18 protein-coding genes are annotated in these 20,024 nt (G+C 43.6%); 12 read left to right on the forward strand and 6 right to left on the reverse strand.

Annotated elements, in window-relative coordinates:
- Window positions 1-22: 22 nt before the first annotated feature.
- Window positions 23-781 (forward strand): adenosylcobinamide-GDP ribazoletransferase, encoded by a 759-nt coding sequence (locus SNR28_RS03885; RefSeq protein WP_375749711.1) that lies wholly within the window; start codon window positions 23-25, stop codon window positions 779-781.
- A 16-nt stretch (window positions 782-797) separates the two neighbouring features.
- Here the strand turns inward: SNR28_RS03885 and SNR28_RS03890 are convergent, their stop codons facing one another.
- A complete protein-coding gene (locus tag SNR28_RS03890) occupies window positions 798-1,181 on the reverse strand; it encodes a nuclear transport factor 2 family protein (RefSeq protein ID WP_375749712.1) in 384 nt (127 codons plus the stop codon).
- A 312-nt stretch (window positions 1,182-1,493) separates the two neighbouring features.
- Between SNR28_RS03890 and SNR28_RS03895 the strand changes: the two genes are divergently transcribed.
- The 4 genes from SNR28_RS03895 (at window position 1,494) to SNR28_RS03910 (ending at window position 5,711) form a co-directional block, all read left to right on the forward strand.
- Window positions 1,494-2,594: a tetratricopeptide repeat protein gene (locus tag SNR28_RS03895; RefSeq protein ID WP_375749713.1), complete on the forward strand. Its 1,101-nt coding sequence runs from the start codon at window positions 1,494-1,496 to the stop codon at window positions 2,592-2,594.
- Between the two features lie 37 nt (window positions 2,595-2,631).
- Window positions 2,632-4,278 (forward strand): 4Fe-4S dicluster domain-containing protein, encoded by a 1,647-nt coding sequence (locus tag SNR28_RS03900; protein ID WP_375749714.1) that lies wholly within the window; start codon window positions 2,632-2,634, stop codon window positions 4,276-4,278.
- Window positions 4,278-4,595, forward strand: a complete 318-nt coding sequence (locus SNR28_RS03905; RefSeq protein ID WP_375749715.1) for a hypothetical protein — start codon at window positions 4,278-4,280, stop codon at window positions 4,593-4,595. The genes SNR28_RS03900 and SNR28_RS03905 overlap by 1 nt, the downstream gene beginning before the upstream one ends.
- A gap of 252 nt (window positions 4,596-4,847) precedes the next feature.
- Window positions 4,848-5,711 (forward strand): helix-turn-helix domain-containing protein, encoded by an 864-nt coding sequence (locus SNR28_RS03910; RefSeq protein WP_375749716.1) that lies wholly within the window; start codon window positions 4,848-4,850, stop codon window positions 5,709-5,711.
- A gap of 14 nt (window positions 5,712-5,725) precedes the next feature.
- Here the strand turns inward: SNR28_RS03910 and SNR28_RS03915 are convergent, their stop codons facing one another.
- From SNR28_RS03915 to SNR28_RS03930, 4 genes are all read right to left on the reverse strand, one after another.
- Window positions 5,726-5,992, reverse strand: a complete 267-nt coding sequence (locus tag SNR28_RS03915) for a hypothetical protein (RefSeq protein ID WP_375749717.1) — start codon at window positions 5,990-5,992, stop codon at window positions 5,726-5,728.
- A gap of 123 nt (window positions 5,993-6,115) precedes the next feature.
- Window positions 6,116-7,036, reverse strand: a complete 921-nt coding sequence (locus tag SNR28_RS03920) for a Gfo/Idh/MocA family protein (RefSeq protein ID WP_375749718.1) — start codon at window positions 7,034-7,036, stop codon at window positions 6,116-6,118.
- 3 nt (window positions 7,037-7,039) lie between these two features.
- Window positions 7,040-8,245, reverse strand: a complete 1,206-nt coding sequence (locus tag SNR28_RS03925; protein WP_375749719.1) for an MFS transporter — start codon at window positions 8,243-8,245, stop codon at window positions 7,040-7,042.
- Entirely contained in the window at window positions 8,245-9,450 is a 1,206-nt protein-coding gene (locus SNR28_RS03930) for an EAL and HDOD domain-containing protein (protein WP_375749720.1), read from the reverse strand. The genes SNR28_RS03925 and SNR28_RS03930 overlap by 1 nt, the downstream gene beginning before the upstream one ends.
- 245 nt (window positions 9,451-9,695) lie before the next feature.
- On the opposite strand from SNR28_RS03930, the gene SNR28_RS03935 reads away from it, so the two are divergent.
- Together SNR28_RS03935 and SNR28_RS03940 are read left to right on the forward strand one after the other, a co-directional pair.
- Window positions 9,696-11,456, forward strand: a complete 1,761-nt coding sequence (locus tag SNR28_RS03935) for an ABC transporter transmembrane domain-containing protein (RefSeq protein ID WP_375749721.1) — start codon at window positions 9,696-9,698, stop codon at window positions 11,454-11,456.
- A 55-nt stretch (window positions 11,457-11,511) separates the two neighbouring features.
- On the forward strand, window positions 11,512-11,868 hold the full coding sequence (locus SNR28_RS03940; protein WP_375749722.1) for a YibL family ribosome-associated protein: 357 nt from the start codon (window positions 11,512-11,514) through the stop codon (window positions 11,866-11,868).
- 9 nt (window positions 11,869-11,877) lie between these two features.
- On the opposite strand, the gene SNR28_RS03945 is transcribed toward SNR28_RS03940, so the two are convergent.
- The gene (locus tag SNR28_RS03945) at window positions 11,878-13,242 is read right to left on the reverse strand and encodes a formimidoylglutamate deiminase (protein ID WP_375749723.1); all 1,365 of its coding nucleotides are present in this window, start codon (window positions 13,240-13,242) and stop codon (window positions 11,878-11,880) included.
- A gap of 178 nt (window positions 13,243-13,420) precedes the next feature.
- Here SNR28_RS03945 and hutC point away from each other — a divergent pair, with 178 nt between their 5' ends.
- The 5 genes from hutC (at window position 13,421) to SNR28_RS03970 (ending at window position 19,985) form a co-directional block, all read left to right on the forward strand.
- A complete protein-coding gene (gene hutC / locus SNR28_RS03950; protein ID WP_375749724.1) occupies window positions 13,421-14,176 on the forward strand; it encodes a histidine utilization repressor in 756 nt (251 codons plus the stop codon).
- Window positions 14,177-14,379: 203 nt separating this feature from the next.
- Entirely contained in the window at window positions 14,380-15,912 is a 1,533-nt protein-coding gene (gene hutH / locus SNR28_RS03955; RefSeq protein WP_375749896.1) for a histidine ammonia-lyase, read from the forward strand.
- A gap of 9 nt (window positions 15,913-15,921) precedes the next feature.
- A complete protein-coding gene (gene hutI / locus SNR28_RS03960) occupies window positions 15,922-17,148 on the forward strand; it encodes an imidazolonepropionase (protein WP_375749725.1) in 1,227 nt (408 codons plus the stop codon).
- The gene (gene hutG, locus SNR28_RS03965) at window positions 17,138-17,986 is read left to right on the forward strand and encodes an N-formylglutamate deformylase (RefSeq protein WP_375749726.1); all 849 of its coding nucleotides are present in this window, start codon (window positions 17,138-17,140) and stop codon (window positions 17,984-17,986) included. The genes hutI and hutG overlap by 11 nt, the downstream gene beginning before the upstream one ends.
- The gene (locus tag SNR28_RS03970; RefSeq protein WP_375749727.1) at window positions 17,979-19,985 is read left to right on the forward strand and encodes a urocanate hydratase; all 2,007 of its coding nucleotides are present in this window, start codon (window positions 17,979-17,981) and stop codon (window positions 19,983-19,985) included. The genes hutG and SNR28_RS03970 overlap by 8 nt, the downstream gene beginning before the upstream one ends.
- Window positions 19,986-20,024 lie beyond the last annotated feature (39 nt).

The raw sequence follows: 20,024 nt of genomic DNA on the forward strand, positions 1-20,024 counted from the left end.
GTAGTTATTGCGGATGTAGTTAATGAAACAAAAATTAATCAGAGAAGCACAGATATTCCTTTTGGCAGTCGCCATCTTTACACGAATCCCTGTATCAGCTTCAGTTCCTTATAGTGAAGAACGTAAAAACGAGTCGTATAAATATTGTGGCTTGGTTGGTTTGCTGATCGGTTGTTTAACTGCACTTGTTTTTATCGCTGCTAATGTAATCTGGCCCCTTGAAGTTTCTGTCGTAATCTCAATGGCTTTCTCTATCTATGCTACAGGTGCGTTCCACGAAGATGGATTTGCGGATACCTGTGACGGGTTTGGGGGAGGCTTTACACCTGAACGTAAACTCGAAATCATGAAAGACTCCAGAATTGGAGCTTACGCGCTACTTGGCATGATCATGATTTTGCTGCTTAAGTACACCAGTTTTATTTCTTTAGAACAAGTTCCGCTGGCTCTTATTATAGCTCACGTACTTAGTCGCTCACTTGCAGTGAGCTTCATCTATACGCATGGCTACGTTCGCCAAACGGAACAATCAAAACTCAAGGTCGCTAAAAGCCCGAGCAGTCGTTCAGACTTTATAACATTACTGGTTGTTGCTGGACTGACAACATTGCTTATCCCATCCTTTAAGCTGGCTGCTGTTTTGATAGTGTCGTTGCTTTTGGCAAGGCTATGGTTTAGTCGCTGGATGGTTAAACAAGTAGGTGGGTATACAGGAGATGCATTAGGTGCGGTACAGCAAATGTCCGAAGTGCTATGTTACCTGGTTTTCCTGGCTGTTTAACCATCTTGCTTTAGATTTAGTACATCGTATTACCATTTAACGTGGTTTCCGGGATTTCTTGCATCGCGTCCCAGTGTTCTACGATCTTGCCATTTGCATCAAAGCGAAAGAAATCCATCGTTACATATTCGATGCCATCTGGCCAGGTTTGATGGGTGTGCAAGGCAACAAGGTCCCCTTCAGCGATAGCTCGAACAAAACGAATACCCTTGTCTGGATATTCTCTTTGCATTCTTTCAAAGTAAGCAATAAATGGCTCTGGTCCATTCCCCACTAAAGGATTGTGTTGGATGTAGTCATCACCAACATATTTATCTACAGCTTGTTGTGGATTGCCAAAATAAGCTGTGCGGTAAAAATCTATCGCATTCTGTTTGTTTTTCTGTAGGTCGATACTCATCTTCTGTTTCTCACGTCTGCGTTCGTTATAAGGTCAATACACCCTAAATAGCTTAATAAATAACCATTGAATGGGAAATATAAGGTACTAAATTCACCATAATGAGTACGACTATGACCAGAAACAGGGACTATGAGTTACCAAACTGGCTGATATATACCCCTTAATAGGTAATATTTATCCCTTCAAATTGACGTGAATCAAACTTGATTTCAACGGCTTTTTTTTACCCGTTGCCTATCGAAATCTACCTTTAGACCTTAGCCCAAATCTTTACCCTACCGAGTATAAGGTTATAGAGGCAAGTGCTTAATGAGTAGTGTAAATCACGATTGGGTAGAGGAATTGTTCTTAATTCTGGATATCCCGATAACAAAGAAAAAGTGGCAAAACAAGTTTGATGAAACCATGTATTCATTGAAGAACGAAGTTCAATTTATGGTTTCAACACTCAATAACAATGAACAACAGTTAATTCAGGAAGCGGAGAAGAGAGTAACCAGCTATTACCTTAATGGATTTAAGAGCACGCTCACCACAGAGTTAAAGGTTGTTGCCAGTGAAATATTACTGAGAAACCAGCAACCGGAACTTGCTCTTACTGTATTGCAACCTATCGATATGGACGCAAGTGCGGACTACTTTATTAACTTTGGTCGTGCACTTATGCAGATCGGCATTCTAGATCAGGCCAAACAGAGCTTTATTACGGCTCTAGATAAAGATCCTGAGTCAGCAGAACCTCTATTTCATCTCGCCTTTCATGCTGGCATTAGTGGGGATTTGAGGGCGTCAGCAAAACTGTATCGCGAAAGTCTGGAGCATGACCCTGACCATATCGGCAGCCTGATGAACCTAGCCTATTTAAGTTTCCAGTTAGAGGAAATAGATAACGCCATACGTTATGCAGAACAGGTGATCAAAGCAGATGAAACAATGCTGGGTGGTTACCTGGTTATTTGTTCTTGCCTGAATGCTAGCCGTCAATTTGAAAAGAGCGCGGAAACGATAGCGCGAGCCCGCAATATATTCGGCGAAACTGAACCGGATATTGATGAGTTAGAAGCAATAGTTTGCTTTGAACAGAGTCGTTACTCCAGAGCAGTCAAATTAGTTACCCGCTATATAGAAGCCCGCCCTACAGCAATGGATCTCCGCTATGTCCGACTCAAATCAAATATTGAACTAGAAAACTGGGATGAGGCGCTGGCTGATATTGACGAGCTTTTATCTTTAGAACCTTTTGATACTGAATGCCTTGAGATGCGTTTCCGAGCTCTGTTTTCAGCAAACCGCTGGGAAGAGGCGGAACTGGCTTATATCAAGCTTCTCGAGAATTCACCTCAAATGCGAATTAAGTATACGAAAGAGTACGCAACGCTTAGGAAAAATCTGGCAATTGTTATTGGATAACCCTATTGGCTTATCCGGACGTTAAGGAAGCAATGAAATGAAAAAAGAAGAGCAGGCTCCAAATGAGGGGCGTCGTAATTTCTTAAAAATGGGAGGGGCAACGGCGGCAGCTGCGACAGTCGGTGTTGGTGCTGCGACCGGCTTTGTGCTGGGCCGCGAACCGGATCAGGATACGGGGTGGGGGCGAACAGCCGCAGGTAAAGACATGTTCTTTGACCGGGAACCTTTTCGTGTCGATTGGGCACCAACTTTAATTAAAGTTGGTGAAACGGAACGTCCGGATAGAGAGGACTTTTTGTTCTGGCGCCTGGGAATGATAGGCCAAGCTATGAAAAGCGGATGGGACCCTTCGACAGGATGGAAAAACTGCCCGGACGAGCGAGTTGTTCGCTATTACTCAAAGTTCCCAAACCGCTGGCCGGACATCATGGAAGCGTTCAAGCAGATGGCAATCTCGAAACAGGTGCAGCACAAGTATCTGGATAGATTTGTTATCGCACACGCGTATGACCATGCAAACCACGCTTCTATGTATGGTGAAAATGGGGTACCGGTTAACTGGCCTGTGCCACCAAAAGGTGACCCATCAATAGCAGATTACAAGAGTATCTATGATGATGTGTATGGCAATGTTGCCGCAGCTGAAGCAGGGCCGGCATTTAGTGCGGAATCATCCGAGGAAGATACCTCGGAAGAGGCTAAGCCAGAACGTCCAATAGTAAAAAAACGCGAGTTTAAGTCGCCAGCTCATGCAACTAAACTGATCAAAAAAGTTGCGCACCAAATGGGCATTAGCTTTGTGGGCATCACTCCGGTTGACCCGGATTTTGTGTTTAAAAACATCATGCGCGGAATGCCGGAAGGTGGTGCGCACTGGGGGGATGAAATTCCTAAACATTGGAAGTCGGTGATCGTGTTAGGTGTGCCAATGAGCTGGGATGGAATGTACGCCGCACCGGGTTACGGTACTTCTTACGAAGCATACAGTCTGGTTCGCTTTGGTGCAGGTAAGTTAGAGGTCTTCTTAAACCGCTTAGGTTGGGCGGGTCGTGCAATGGTTCCGGGTGGTGACTACGAGATGACACTGCCACCGCTAGCGGTTAAGGCCGGACTTGGCGAATCTTCGCGTAATGGTAGTCTTATTACACCAGAAGTCGGGCCAAATATCCGTTTGGCCTGTGTGGTAACTGACCTTGAGTTCGAATACGACAAGCCAATCGATATTGGTGTTCGTGATTTCTGTAACGAATGTAAGATCTGCGCAACCTCCTGTCCGAGTGGTTCAATTAGTCTTGCGGACGAACCTGACTTTGTTCAGCGTGGTTACAAGATATTTGAATTTAATCAGGATAGCTGTTTCCGTTTCTGGTCTTCGTTACCTTCTGATGGTCAGCAAGGTTGCCGTGTATGTATCTCTGTTTGCCCTTATACACGTCGTAATAACTGGATTCATGCGTTAGTCAAAGAAGCAGACCCTCGTGACCATACTGGTTTAACCCGTAAAACCTTGCTAGCAATGCAGCACAACTTCTTCTATTACCCGGATGCAGAGGCTTATGCGGCACCTCATAATGGTGGACGCCTTGCTAACTATCACCAGCCACCGGAGTGGTTGCGTTCTGAGGAGTTCTTTAAAGGGATAAACAAGGACTGGGAATACGATGGTAACTGGGAGGGCTTTTAATGTTTCCACAATCTACAATTTTAGATCCAATTTTTTGGATGGTATTGGGTGCAGCACAGATGTTTATTTATCAGTCTGCAAAACTATGGGCCGAAGACTTTGATCTTCGAATGAACTGGTGGAAATGGACGTTGGTAATGGGCTGGTGGTTTTCACTGATATTAACCATTGCAGGTGCATTTACGTTGCTTGGAGAAAATGAGGGCAATGCTGGCTGGTATTTTCTCGGCTTTGTTGGTACTGCGTTAGTTATTGGTGGTGCCGTGTTGCTTAAGGTACTACTTGTACTAAGCGATAAAGAGAAAGCTGCCGCCTGATAATTCAGTTGCGAGCAAGAACTCCCCTGTAATCGTCTCGATTATGGGGGATTTTTTATTGATACAAAGCTTAATTTGTTAGTAATAACCTGATTGATATCAAGGTTAATAGTGATAGGGTAAAAAGTATCCATGGCGGGTCAAAATCTACCTTTAGGCCATGGTGATGTGCGTTATGCTTGTTCTAGCCCCTTAAGACAAAATGAAACCAAGTAATCTTAAAAGTAAGTAACCATAGGATGATATCGATTCATGATTAATTCTGTACCTTTCGACAATGATTCTTTTTTGGTCGGCATTACGATGTACTCCATTAGGGATCTTATCGATGCCAGGCCGTTGGAAGAGCTGACTAATCCGCACCGGGTTGAGTTTTATGCGTTGATATTAATCACCGAGGGGAGTGGTTATCACTATATTGATAACCGTTTGTATCACTGCAGACCGGGAACAATGTTGGTTTTGAGTCCGCATCAAGTCCATTACTTTGAGTCTCATTTTCAGTGGAATGGATATGTCGTCACGTTTCAGGATTCAGAGATCTTTCCAATTGATAATCTTGAAGCCAACTACGCGATAACCAAAGCAATTCGAAGTGTTGATGTAATGAATGACATGTTGGATCTTGTTGGTCGCGAGTATGAAATGTTGTACGAAGAAATACACTCTAAGGAAGACATCGTGTCACCCGCTGTACAGAGAAACTTGCTTCAAAACATCATGTACAAAACCTTTTTCAGGAGCAACTTCAGTCAAAAAGAGGTGACCAGAAGTAGAGAGCTGGAAGACTATCAGGTGTTTAGTGACGCGGTGGAAAGGTCATTTAACCGAAGACACAATGTCAGCGAGTACACAGAAGAAGTAAGAATGTCGGCGAAACGACTGAACTCGGTTTGCAGGAAGGTAAAAGGGATCTCTGCTAAGCAGGTTATTGATGCAAGAGTGGTTCTGGAAGCGAAGCGATTGATCGGATATACCACAACACCTATCTCAGACATTGCGTTAGAGCTAGGCTTTAACGAACCAACCAATCTGGCAAAGTTTTTTCGCAGACACACCAATATCTCTCCGACAGAATTTAGGAACATGTCTAAATTCTTCTCTGAGAAAACTTAGACATGTGAATTCCACTATTTTACTTGCTGAATGGTGCCCGTTTTTGAAACGTTCATGAGTGCTTTTGCAATATCCTGAAGTGGCACCTTTAGCGCATTGTCGATCACTTCTTCACTCACTTTGCCACCAGCATATTGCATGACCAACTTTTTAAAAGCGGCTGGATTGGAAGAGCTATCATCACCTTCATATCTAGGCTGGGCACCTGCGCGTACGACATCGTCTATCGCTAAAAGAATTAAGCGATACGCTTTTAGTTGCTCTTGTGTTTCGATACTCATAGTTACTCCGGTAGGTGAACAGTAATTACCTGAATTAATAATAGTTTCATCAGGAAATTTCGGTCAAATACCATGACCCATAATTGAGAGTTGAGTGCATTCGTGTGTAAAAGGATGCAACGTCTATTTTGTTATCTGAGCACAAATATAATCTGCTATCTGGTGTGTTTTGATATTACGTTCGATGACTTTAGTGTTTAAGCTGCCATTGTGAACTACTGATATCCAGTCTTTAATCATATGGACAAAACCTTTAGATTCCAGCATCGGTGTCCAGTCTTTTAAGCCCAGAAATGACTGCTGGTTGTTTTTAAAGCAACGGCCCTGGACGAAAGAGTCGAACTCAAATAATTGATTAGTGTATCCGGCTGTAACCTTCTCAAAGGTTGCACCACACTGACGGTTCATCGATGCTTCGTAGATGGTGCCTTCAATCTGCCACTGAACATCAAGCCTTAGCAATCGTTGTTCACTTTTCTGAACCGTTATATGAATATCCTCGAGTGAAAGCGAGTTGTTGAGATTGATACTGTCTAACGGGTGGATAAAGTCATCGAATATAAACGTGCGAGGGTCGCCTGGCAGGTTATGACGATTTTTCTCCCACCTAAGGGATGTAAGCTTGTTTTCTACGGTACCTGAGAGTTCGTTAATATGCTGGTTGAACAGCGGGATGTGGCGTCGGTTAAATCCTACATAGAGTACGGCATTATTTTTTGCTGCCTGCTCATAGAGTAATTCGACCTGCTCTGCATTATCAACAAGCGGTTTATCGACAAACGTAGCGATACGGTGGCCAATAAAGTAAGAGGCAATGTCATAATGAGCAGAGGTAGCGGCGTGTATCATTACAGCATCGACCTTGTGCTCAAGTAGTTTCTTATAGTCAGTTTCAATATCTTTTATCCGATATTGACCAGCGAGTTCAGAAAGACGCGTCTGATTACGCGAGCAAAACACCAGCTCAATGTTTGGTAGCTGTGTGATGACAGGCAGGTAGGCTTTACATGCGATATCACCTAAACCTATAACGGCTATCTTCATGACTTAACTCCATTTGAAATAGCGTACTTCATTACCATTTTTCGGGTGGGTCGGGATATTGAATGACAACAGCAGGGATACAATTGCCATAAGTGCACCAATCACAAATACTGCTGCGGGAGAAACTAACCAAATGAAGCCGAAAGTTACAGGTATCACGACAGCTGCAATATGATTGATGGTGAAGCTAACACCAGCCGTAGCTGCCATATCAGCGGGATCGGCTATCTTCTGGAAATAGGTTTTAATTGCTAACGCTATTGCAAAGAAAAGGTGATCGACAACGTATAAGGCCGCTGCCCACTCAGACGTTTCTACGACAGCGTAGCCTGCGAAGACAAAAAACAAACCAGTATACTCAAATACAAGTGCCTTTTGTTCACCGACTTTGCCAATAAAGTTGCCTATCTTCTTGGCAAACAGAAAATTAAACAGGTAGTTAATTAAGAATAAAAGGGTAATGTCAGCGACTGAATATCCGAATTTTTCCACAAGGAGGAATCCGGCAAATACGGTAAATATTTGTCTTCTTGCACCACTCATAAATGTAAGTGCATAGTAGAGCCAGTAACGCTTGCGTAATACCAGCTTGGTGTTTTGCTGTGTATGGGATTTAAACTGAGGAAATGTCAACGCGATAACCAACACAAGCAGAAAACCTGTACCACCAGTAATCAAATACACCCACTGATAATCCAGCGTAAACTGTTCGAGTAAAAGCCACAAAGCGCCATAGGTAACTAAGGAAGCAAGTGCGCCAACAGAAATCATTTTCCCTAACATTTCTGGTGCTTCTTCTTTACTCAACCACTGTAATGAGAGCGATTGTTTGAGTGTTTCAAAATAGTGGAAACCAATCGACATGATTGATGTGGTTACAAGTAATCCGAACAACGATGGGAAGAAACCCGTAACTGCAACTCCGATACTTAATAAGAACAACGATACGATCATAAAGCGTTGTTCCCTGACAAAAGCAAGAATGAATATCGCAGTAAAAGCCAGGAAGCCAGGTATTTCCCGGACAGTCTGTAATAAACCTATATCCGAACCATCAAAATAAGCTCTTTCAACGACGAAGTTGTTTAATAGTGCCATCCAGCTTGAGAAAGTGATAGGAACGATGATGGATATAATAAGCAGAAAATTTTGTGGCGTTTTCCAGGTAGCACTTTTTGATGCTACCGAACCCTGATTGGTGTTATTCATTAATTACTCAGAAGGTTTGACCAGCGAATGGCTTGCTGATAACAATCGGAAACTACTCGATCCGGAGCTTTTATTTTGTTGCTGATTGCTATGGCGCGTTTCCAGTTCGCTTTTTCTATTGCTATCGAAAGTTCAAGTATATACCCCAATAAGCCCTGGCGCTTTAATAAAGCATTTCTAATGGTATCGTCGATAGGAATCGAATTAATAATTGAACCTAAATCTTGATCGAGTAGTGAATCAAGTAGCGAAAACAGGCCACATATAAAACCGTGGCTCGGGTTATATTTTGAGCCGTAGCGTTGTGTCATTAACTGACAAAATCGAGCGCGTTGAATCGACAAGCTGTATAAAGCCTCTGGCTTATTTTCATCGACTGCAGCTAATGCTACCAATGAAACAAATTGACGAAGTCGGTCTTCTCCAAGGTAGCTAAGCGCTTGTTTGAAAGAGTCGATCGGAGACACTATGTAAGCGGTAGAGTTTACAAACCTAAGAAGTTTGAATGACAGGGTAACATCACACGAAATGATCTTTTCTACTTCGGCAAAATCCACCTCTGGTTCTGAAATTTGTTTGCAAAGCTCAACAATAGTGAAAATAGAAGGTTTAATTGTCTTTTGTTCGATCACTTCGGGTTTGCTAAAGAAATACCCCTGGAACAGATGGAAATCAGCTTCTTTAGCTTGTTCAAATTCTTCGTAGGTTTCTACTTTTTCAGCAAGGAATTCGATGTCATAGTTTTGATACTCTTTAATAAATTGAGAGCACTCATTGATGGTTGTCTGACGCAAATCGAATTTGATGATATCGACCAGAGGATAGAAAGCTTCGGCTTCTTTTGTCGGTATAAAGTCGTCTAGTGCGAGTTTATAACCACTTTTCTTTAACTCTCCCAACTCGCTTAGCATCTCGGGTGTGGGTTTACAATCCTCAAGTATTTCAATAACTACCTTATCTTTAGGTAGAACGGTAGGGGTATGTGAGAGAATGCTTTTATAAGAGAAGTTTACGAATCCAATTTTGTCTTCAAGAGACGAATTCTGGTAAGTCATAAACTGTTCGGTCAGAATTTTACTTGTAGCAATTTCAGGATCGACGTTGGGAAATGTATTTCGTTTTCCATTTCGAAACAGCAGCTCGTATGCAACAGTCTTCCTGTCGGAGTTTAATATAGGCTGACGTGCTACATATGAATAGTTCATAACTACTTAGGTCTCAATATTTTCTAGCCGCTTATTAGGCGTTACTAAATACTTATTATTTTTCTCAAAGCTTAACTCGATAAGTGGGTTATCCGTACTCTTCTATCGATATTATAGTTCTTAAAATATAAGCTAAGTTACTATTATTGTTTTTATATTAAGTGATAATGTCACTACTTCGGATAGTGATCAATAAAATATATTGATCAAATTGCACTAATCATTAATGAGATTGATGTATCTGCATGATAAATAAGAATAGTAAAAACCTGTCAATTCTACTTAATTTGCTGGTCTTTGTACGCCCGTATAAGACGCGAGCATTTGCGGCTCTTGCGGCCTTGATTCTGACCGCTGCAATGACACTTTCGATAGGTCAGGGTGTCAGAATGTTAATTGACTCGGGTTTCGCCGAGCGCTCTCATGAACAACTTCAGCTCGCAGTAGTGTTTATTTTGGTGCTAACAAGCCTGATTGCTGCAGGAACTTATGCTCGTTTTTATCTGGTGTCATGGTTAGGTGAGCGTGTGAGTGCAGATATTAGAGTGGCTGTCTTTAACCATACTATTACGCTTCCACCAGACTACTTTGAGTCGAAAGGAAGTGGTGATGTGATGTCTCGCCTAACAACAGATACGACGCTGCTGCAAAGTATTATCGGTTCTTCTTTTTCAATGGCGATGCGTAGTGCACTGATGTTTGTTGGTGCGGTTATCATGTTGTTTGCTACCAACATAAAGTTAACGTTGGTGGTGCTGATTTCTGTTCCCTTTATTCTGGTTCCAATTCTTTTTTATGGCCGAAGAGTGAGGGCTTTGTCTCGTCAGAGTCAGGATTCGATGTCGGATGTCGGCAGTTACGCGGGTGAAGCGATAGAGCATATTAAAACGGTACAAAGCTATACCAGAGAAGAGCAGGAACGCGCATCATTTATTATAGAGGTAGAGAAAGCATTTCAGATTGGCAGAAAGCGGGTCCAGCAACGAGCAACGCTTATCGCTGGAGTGATTATCATTGTGTTCGGTGCCATTACAGGAATGCTCTATATTGGCGGTAGCGATGTTATTTCTGGTGTGATGAGTGGTGGTGAGCTTGGGGCTTTTGTGTTCTATGCCATTCTTGTTGCTTCCTCGTTAGCGACAATCTCTGAGGTGTTGGGTGAACTCCAGCGTGCAGCTGGTGCTATGGAACGCTTGATTGAGCTTTTGGAAATAAAAAGTAATATCACGCCACCTGAATCTGGGGGTGAGTCGGCTGAAGGGCTGATAGCCGAGGTCGAGTTCAAAGAGGTTTGCTTTAATTACCCATCGCGTTCCGATCAACCAGCGACGGATAACCTGACGTTAAAAGCAGAGCAAGGGAAAGTATTGGCTTTGGTGGGGCCATCTGGTGCCGGGAAATCTACATTGTTCGAACTTCTTCAGCGCTTTTACGATCCTAAATCAGGAGTTGTGGCACTGGGTGGAAAAGACATTCGAGACTTTAGTCCGGAGGTATTGCGTTCAAAAATGGCGCTAGTGCCACAACAGCCCGCGCTTTTTAGTAGCGATGTCTTTCACAACATTCGTTATGGGAAACCAGATGCGACGGAAGAAGAAGTCATCGAAGCGGCAAAGAAAGCCAATGCACATGAGTTTATTGTGGATTTGCCAGAAGGTTATAAAAGCTTTCTGGGAGACAAAGGGGTAAGACTTTCTGGCGGGCAGAAACAGCGGATTGCGATTGCCCGAGCGATACTCAAAGACCCGGAAATCCTTTTGTTGGATGAAGCAACAAGTGCTTTAGACAGTGAAAGTGAGTTCAAGGTACAAAAGGCACTCGAAGTACTGATGAGAGACAGAACAACGCTGATTATTGCCCACAGGCTTTCAACAATTCAACATGCGGATAAGATAGCGGTTCTGGATAATGGACGCTTAGTTGATTTTGGTGATCACAGTTCACTAATGAAAAGCAGTGAGTTGTACAGTCGGCTGGTGGAATTGCAGTTTAAAAGTCTGCAGTAACTCGTATTTTTCTGTGCTATACTCCGCGCCCCTTAACTAATTTGAGCCTATTGCTATGAGTATGAAAACTGACATCCAGAAACAGCAGAACCGTCTGGATAACTGTAAGCGTAAGCTTGATGCGGCGAAATCTCGTGGCGATCAGGCAATGATTTCAAAGTTTACTGATGAAATCGAACAGGTTAATAAAAAGCTGAATCAGCTTAAGCATAAACAAAGCTACGATCTAAACAAAGAGCGTAAGAGCCTTTTGGATATGCCGTTTTCTCGTGAAATCACGAAAGCAGAACAAGCAGATATGGGTAAACTTAAACGCTCAGTTAAAGGCTTAATTGTCGTTCACCCGATGACAAAACTTGGTAAAGAGCTTCGCCTGGAAGTAATGACAGGTTTTGCTCCTAAGAAGTTCTAATAGTCACATCTACATAAACAGGCGCTGTAGTAGAGCGATATACTCAGTGCCTGATTGCTGTTCATCTCGATGTTTGAAATCAGTAATAACCTGTTTGCCCGCGACATACACGTGTCGGATTAGATTCTCATTACTTGCAAATAGCCAGCGGTTCAACAAGTCCTCATCTTTACTGGCTGCTATATAAGGGTGTTCGTGATCAAGTACGATAAAGTCCGCCCTGCATCCGATATCTAACCCTATATTGACTCCTGAAGCCTGATTTCCTCCCTGTAACGCCTGTTGGTAGAGAAAGTCCCCAACGTGGTTATTTTGTACATCATACAGTCGGTTTCTTTTCTGATCTTTTAGCCTTTGACTGTATTCTAGGGTTCGCAGTTCATCAGCTACTGACAAGCTCACATGACTATCCGAACCGATACCCCATACACCGTTTTTGGCTACAAAGTCTGTAGCCGGGAATATGCCATCACCTAAGTTGGCTTCGGTTGTCGGGCATAGACCAGCTACTATTTTATTTTGAGCAATAGTATTTAGTTCGTGTTGGTTAAGATGCGTCGCGTGAATAAAGCACCATTGTTCGTTGATATTAAAACGATTGGAAAGCCACTCAACCGGGCGCTGACCGCTCCAGTCGATACAGTCCCGAACCTCTTTTTGTTGTTCTGCTATGTGTATATGTATTGGTTGCTCGTTATTTGCTGCTCCCAATACTTCGATTATCTGTTCTTCTGTGACTGCCCGTAATGAATGAAAACAGACACCTATTTGGTGTAGCGGTGATTTCGACAGTTCTGATTCACATGCCTGATGCATATTAAAGTACGAGTCAACATCATTAATAAATCGCGCTTGCCCTGATTCAGCCTGTTTAGCGCCAAACCCTGAATAGCTGTATAACACTGGTAAAAGTGTTAAACCCAAGCCTGCCACATCTGCCGCGTGTTTTAGCTGGAGAGACATTTCATGAGGAGTCGCATAATATGAACCATCTTGTGAGTGATGCAGGTAATTGAATTCAGCGACTTGTGTATAACCGGCTTTAAGCATATCGATATAGAGCTGTGTCGCGATGACTCTGACATCATCAGGGGTCAAGGATTGAACCATCTTGTACATGACATCGCGCCAGCTCCAGAAACTGTCGTTGGCGTTGTGGCATACCTCAGCTAAGCCGGCCATAGCGCTTTGAAATGCATGAGAGTGGAGGTTGACCATTGAAGGGATTGTCGGACCAGTCAAATAAATTGCCTGATCAGCGTTGCTATCGGTTTTGACAGATACAATTACGCCATTTTCAACTTCGAAACGCACATCCTTTTTCCATACGTTTGATATCAAGGCGCGTTTTGCAAAATATGCCTGCTTTGCCACAAGCGGTCTCCCGAACTTTTTGGGGTATTTGGTTCAGTCTAACTCAATAGTGATAATCTATACAAGTGCATACAACTATGTTCAGTTGTATAGGTGTTTTCTACTCGATTGTTGTTCCCGAAGCGGTTAGCTTGCTATAATTCCGTAGCAATCAGCGAGTTACTGTATAAGGGATAAAATGGCAGAATCGACAACCAATACAATTGACCGTATGCCTAAGTTAATTGAAAACACCCCAGGTCCTTTGTACGCCAAAGTAAAGAAGGCGATTAGCCATAAAATCGATAGTGGTGAATGGCAGGAAGATCAGAAAATCCCTTCTGAATCTGAAATCGTAAAAGCATTGAATGTCAGCAGAATGACGGTCAATCGTGCGCTTAGAGAACTTACTGATGAAGGGGTGCTTACCCGGCAGCAAGGTGTTGGTACTTTTGTTGCCCAGAAAAAAGCGCATTCGGCGTTGTTTGAAGTTCATAATATTGCGGATGAAGTTTCGGCTCGCGGGCATACTCACCGATCGGAACTGATTGAAATGACTAAGGCTAAAGCATCTATGGAAGAAGCGATGAGCCTTGGCGTTCGCTTTAACCATAGTATTTTCAGGGCAACGATTCTTCATTTTGAAAATGATCTGCCTATCCAGATAGAAAACCGAGTCGTCAATGCGATGTTAGCACCAGAGTATGATCAGCAAGATTTTCAAAAAAATGGTGCTTATCATTACTTAATGAAAGTCGCCCCGATGACAGAAGGTGAGCATCTTGTAGAAGCGGTTGTTCCAACGAAAGCCGAGTGTGACTTGCTTAACATCGATACGAGTGAACCTTGTCTTCAAATAAAAAGAAGAACATGGTGCAAAGATCAGCTTGTGACTACAGCCCGGCTCATCTCCCCAGGTTCCAGATTCCAACTGTTTGGTCATTTTAACCAATAATTTTCAAACATTTCTGGCATATAAATACGTAAAGCAGAGTGCTAAATATTGGCCTCTGCTTTTTTGTACTTGGTGATATATTTTTTAGTGAAAACTTGCAGTGGTCACAAATTCGCCTTATTGTCTCTATACAGCTTGTATGTACATGTATATGTTACCTGTCTGATTTACACATGTTTAGAACAGTTATGGAGAACGATGTGATGTTCGAACTAGAGCTAATACCTGGCAAGATTACGCTATCAGAGCTGCGTGAAGTGAGCCGAAATCCGGCCAAGCTTTCTTTGGATAGTGAGTCATTTGAGGCCATTCATGCAAGTACTCAGATAGTGAATGATGTTATTGAACAGGGAAGGACTGTTTACGGGATTAATACTGGCTTCGGTCTTTTGGCAAACACCAAAATCGCAGCAGAAGACTTAGACGAACTCCAGCGAAGCATTGTCTTATCACACGCAGCTGGTACCGGTGAGCTAATGTGTGACCATACTGTCAGACTGATAATGACACTAAAAGTAAATAGTCTGGCCAGAGGCTTCTCTGGAATTCGCCTCTCCGTGATAGAGGCCTTGATAACGCTTGTGAACAAGGAGGTCTATCCTTGTATACCTCAAAAAGGTTCCGTTGGAGCTTCTGGTGACTTAGCGCCACTAGCGCATATGAGTGCGGTGCTACTAGGAGAAGGGCAAGCGCGATACAAAGGCGAGGTAATTTCTGGTCAGGCGGCACTTGCTATTGCCGGACTAGAGCCGATCAATCTCGCGCCAAAAGAGGGGCTTGCTTTATTAAATGGCACACAGGCCTCTACGGCTTTTGCGCTGGAAGGACTTTTCCATGCTGAAGATTTATTTGCCTCAGCGGTGGTTTGTGGAGCGTTGTCTGTAGAAGCCGCTCTGGGTAGCCGACGTCCGTTTGACGAAAGAATTCATCAGGTTCGGGGACACAAAGGACAAATAGATGCCGCTGCAGCATATCGATACCTGTTAACCGAAGAGAGCGAACTTGGAAAATCTCATTCAGGTTGTGAGAAAGTTCAGGATCCATACTCTCTTCGTTGTCAGCCTCAGGTAATGGGTGCTTGTCTGGACCAGATTCGACATGCCGGGAATGTGTTGCTTGTTGAAGCGAACTCAGTGTCGGATAACCCTCTGGTATTTTCCAATGGTGCGGACATCATCTCGGGTGGTAACTTCCACGCAGAACCTGTAGCTTTTGTCGCTGACAATCTTGCATTAGCGATAGCTGAAATCGGTAGCCTTTCCGAAAGAAGGATGGCGCTCTTAATCGATAGTAATTTAAGCAAGCTACCTCCATTCCTTGTAGAAAACGGTGGTGTGAACTCCGGCTTTATGATCGCTCAGGTCACTTCAGCGGCACTCGCCAGTGAAAACAAAACCTTCGCACACCCAGCATCGGTTGACAGCCTGCCTACGTCTGCGAATCAGGAAGACCATGTCTCAATGGCAACTTTCGCGGCCCGCCGCCTGAAAGACATGTCGGAGAACACTCGCGGTATATTGGCAGTAGAACTTCTTTCTGCTGTACAAGGGTTGGATTTCCGCGCTCCGTTAAAGTCTTCTGAACGTTTGGAACAAGCCAGGGCTGAGTTGCGTTCTCGTGTCCCGTTCTATGACAAAGACCGCTACTTCGCAGCAGATATCGAAAAAGCAACCGAGCTACTCGCTGAAGCTGTTCATAATGAGTTTATGCCAGCTGAATTATTGCCAAGTTGGTAAGGAGTTGGAATGACGAAGTGTATTCAATTTGACTCCTTATGGTACGGGTTCCATTTAGCCACTATGGAAGGTGGAAAATATAGCGCTATCGAAGACGCTGCGATTGGTGTTTCTGATGGTCGTATTCTCTGGATAGGGAAACACCAAGAACTCCCGAACTATAGTGCGATTAACCAGCATGATTTGGGTGGTGGGTGGGTAACACCGGGCCTTATCGATTGCCACACTCACTTGGTTTTTGGGGGGAATCGTGCTGAAGAATTTGAACGTCGACTAAAGGGTGAGAGCTATAAGGCTATTGCTGAAAGCGGTGGGGGTATTGCTTATTCCGTTAGGGCGACGCGGGAAGAGACACATCAAGAGTTAGTTGACTCTGCGAGTCGTCGATTAACTGCTTTGATTAAAGATGGTGTGACAACGGTTGAAATCAAGTCCGGCTATGGCTTGGCGTTAGAACATGAAATAAAGATGCTTGAAGTGGCAAAAAGTCTGGGGGACAAGTATCCGGTAGATGTGCAAACTACATGTCTGGCGGCTCATGCACTACCTCCTGAGTTTAAAGAAGACAAAGATGGATACATCGACTATTTGTGTGACCTTGTCTTACCAAAAATTGCAGCGCTTGGAATTGCGAATGCTGTCGACGCATTTTGTGAAGGAATCGCTTTTAGTCCAACTCAGGTTGAACGTTACTTCAAAAAAGCACAGTCGTTAGGGTTACCTGTCAAACTTCACGCTGAGCAGCTGTCGCCTTTGGGCGGTACAACATTGGCAGCACGCTTTAACGCATTGTCTGCTGACCATTTAGAGTACATGACCGAGACCGACGTTACACAAATGGTGAAGTCTGGGACGACCGCAGTGTTACTTCCAGGTGCTTTTTTTACTTTGCAAGAGACGAAAAAACCACCTGTTGCACTCCTCAGGCAAGAAGGCGTTCCAATGGCCATCGCAACTGATGCAAACCCAGGTACCTCACCAGTACTCTCTTTACGACTTATGATGAATATGGCATGTACTCTGTTTGGTTTAACTCCCGAAGAATCGCTCGCGGGTGTAACCTGTCATGCAGCTAAAGCTTTAGGGCTTGCTGATAGCCATGGTGAGCTTGCCAAAGGGAAGGTGGCTGACTTTATTTGTTGGGATATTGAAAGTCCCGGAGAGCTAAGTTACTGGCTTGGTGGTGACCTACTAAAACGAAGAATAAAGAGTGGGGTGATCACTCATGTCAATTAAAATCATGGAACCATATACCTTCACAAAGGGAGACAGCCCTTTGCTGATCAGTATGCCTCACTCTGGAACCCGCCTGTTGTCTGAGATGGAGTCACGTTTGACGCCTGAAGCAAAATCGCTGCCTGATACAGATTGGTACCTACCGGAACTTTATCGCTTTTTAGGTGAGATGCCGGTTAGCGTCATTAGCGCGAACTATTCTCGATATGTGGTTGACCTAAATCGTTCCATCAACGATGAACCTTTGTATAAGACAAAAACTACGGGATTGTTTCCTGAAATACTGTTTTCAGATAACCCGATTTTCTTACCGGGAATGCATCACACAGAAGTACTTAAAAATACGATTAAAACTGAAATCTGGATGCCTTACCATCGAAAGTTAGCGGCAGAGCTAGAACGAATCAGAGACAAATTTGGCTATGCAATACTCTTTGATGCTCACAGTATCGCTAGTGAGGTTCCAATGCTTTTTGAGGGACAGTTGCCGGATTTGAATTTTGGTAATAACGCGGGTTTGTCATGTTCGGATTTAATGTTAGCGCGGCTTGCCCAAATATCAGAGAAGAGTGAATACAGCCATGTATGTAATGGACGCTTTAAAGGTGGTTTTATCACTCGTTCATACGGGCAACCTGAAAACAACATCCATTCAATACAATTAGAGCTGTCGCAAGCGACGTATCTATCTGGAAGCTTGGAGAGCTACCAGTTGGATAATGAAAAACTACCGAAGATAGCGGCTCTGTTAAAACAACTTATTGAATCTTTACTCACTATCGGCAATCCAGCCGAGATGAAAACATTTACGCATAAGAATGAGGTGTGTGATGACTAATTTAGACTTTAAACAACAAGTTATGGAAGGAATACCAGAAGAGCTTCCACCACACCGAAAACGAAATGAAGAACTTAGCCATGCACCAAAGCGAAAGGAGATTTTGTCGAAGGACGAAAAAGTTCTCGCGGTGAAAAATGCGTTGAGATACTTCGACGAAAAACATCATTCTACACTGGCTGCTGAGTTCTATCAGGAGCTGGAAACATACGGCAGAATATACATGTATCGATATATGCCGGACTACAAAATTACTGCCAGAACTATTCATGACTTCCCTCATCAGTCTAAGCAGGCAGCAGCGATCATGCTTATGTTGAGTAATAACCTAGATGAAGCGATCGCACAACACCCACAAGAATTGATCACATACGGTGGTAACGGTGCTGTTTTTTCGAACTGGGCTCAGTATCGTCTTACCATGAAGTACCTGGCGGAAATGACCGATGAGCAGACTTTGGTTCTCTATTCTGGTCATCCGATGGGACTCTACCCATCTCACCCAAATGCACCACGTGTCGTCGTTACCAATGGCATGATGATTCCTAACTACTCTAAGCCTGATGATTGGGAGAAATTTAACGCACTTGGGGTCACTCAATACGGTCAGATGACCGCTGGCTCCTTTATGTATATTGGCCCACAGGGCATTGTGCATGGCACAACTATTACCGTTCTTAATGCTGTTAGGATGAAGAAAGATAGAGATAAATCTAAATTACCTATCTTTGTGACATCAGGACTTGGTGGTATGAGTGGGGCGCAACCCAAAGCCGCGGTTATAGCCAAAACCATTGGTATCGTTGCAGAGATTAATCCGAAAGCGGCTTATAAACGACACGAGCAAGGCTGGGTGGATGAGGTTCATCCCGACCTTGATGGTTTGATTGAAAGAGTACATGTAGCCATCGAAGAAAATAGACCTGTGTCATTGGCTTACCTTGGGAATGTTGTGGACTTATGGGAGCGCTTTGCAGAGGAAGATATCGACATTGACCTTGGTTCTGATCAGACATCACTACACAACCCTTGGGCCGGTGGTTATTACCCTGTTGGACTATCGTTTGAAGAGTCAAACCAGTTGATGGCAGACGATCCAGATGCGTTTCGCTCAATGGTGAAAAGTACGTTAAGAAGGCATGTCGATGCGATTAACAAACTGACAGCAAAAGGCATGTACTTTTTTGACTATGGAAACGCTTTTTTGCTTGAGTCGAGTAGGGCGGAAGCCGATATTCTTAAGTCTGATGGTTCCTTCCGATACCCATCGTATGTTGAGGATATTATGGGGCCAATGTGTTTCGATTACGGCTTTGGACCTTTTCGTTGGGTTTGTTCGTCGTCTGATCCGGCAGATCTGGAAAAGACCGACAAAATCGCAGCCGATGTTCTTGCGAGTATGTTAGATGAAGCACCTGAAGAGATAAAACAACAGATATCAGACAACTTGCTCTGGATTGAGAGTGCTGAGGAAAACAAGTTAGTTGTTGGTTCTCAAGCTCGTATTTTGTACGCAGACGCTGAAGGAAGGATGAAAATTGCGGAAGCTTTCAACAATGCGATTAAAAGTGGTGAAATATCCGCACCAGTCATTCTAGGCCGAGACCACCATGATGTGTCTGGTACCGACTCCCCCTACAGGGAAACATCTAATATCTACGATGGTTCGCGATTTACCGCAGATATGGCTATACAAAATGTCATCGGAGATTCGTTCCGTGGCGCTACCTGGGTGAGTATTCATAATGGTGGTGGAGTAGGTTGGGGTGAAGTAACCAATGGCGGATTTGGTATGGTTCTCGATGGGTCTGAGGATTGCGATAGAAGACTCAAGTCCATGTTGCACTGGGACGTGAATAACGGGATTTCGCGTAGAAGCTGGGCAAGAAATGAAGGTGCAGTGTTTGCCATCAAGCGCGCTATGGAGATAGAACCCAAATTAAAGGTCACCATTCCTAACTTTGCCGACGATGAGCTAATTGAGAAGCTAATTAAGTAATGTGTTTTTTTTGTCTGCTTAAACAAAAAGCGCCTCTGA

The organism is Vibrio iocasae, assembly GCF_042245395.1.
GTDB classification, from domain to species: Bacteria; Pseudomonadota; Gammaproteobacteria; order Enterobacterales; family Vibrionaceae; genus Vibrio; species Vibrio iocasae.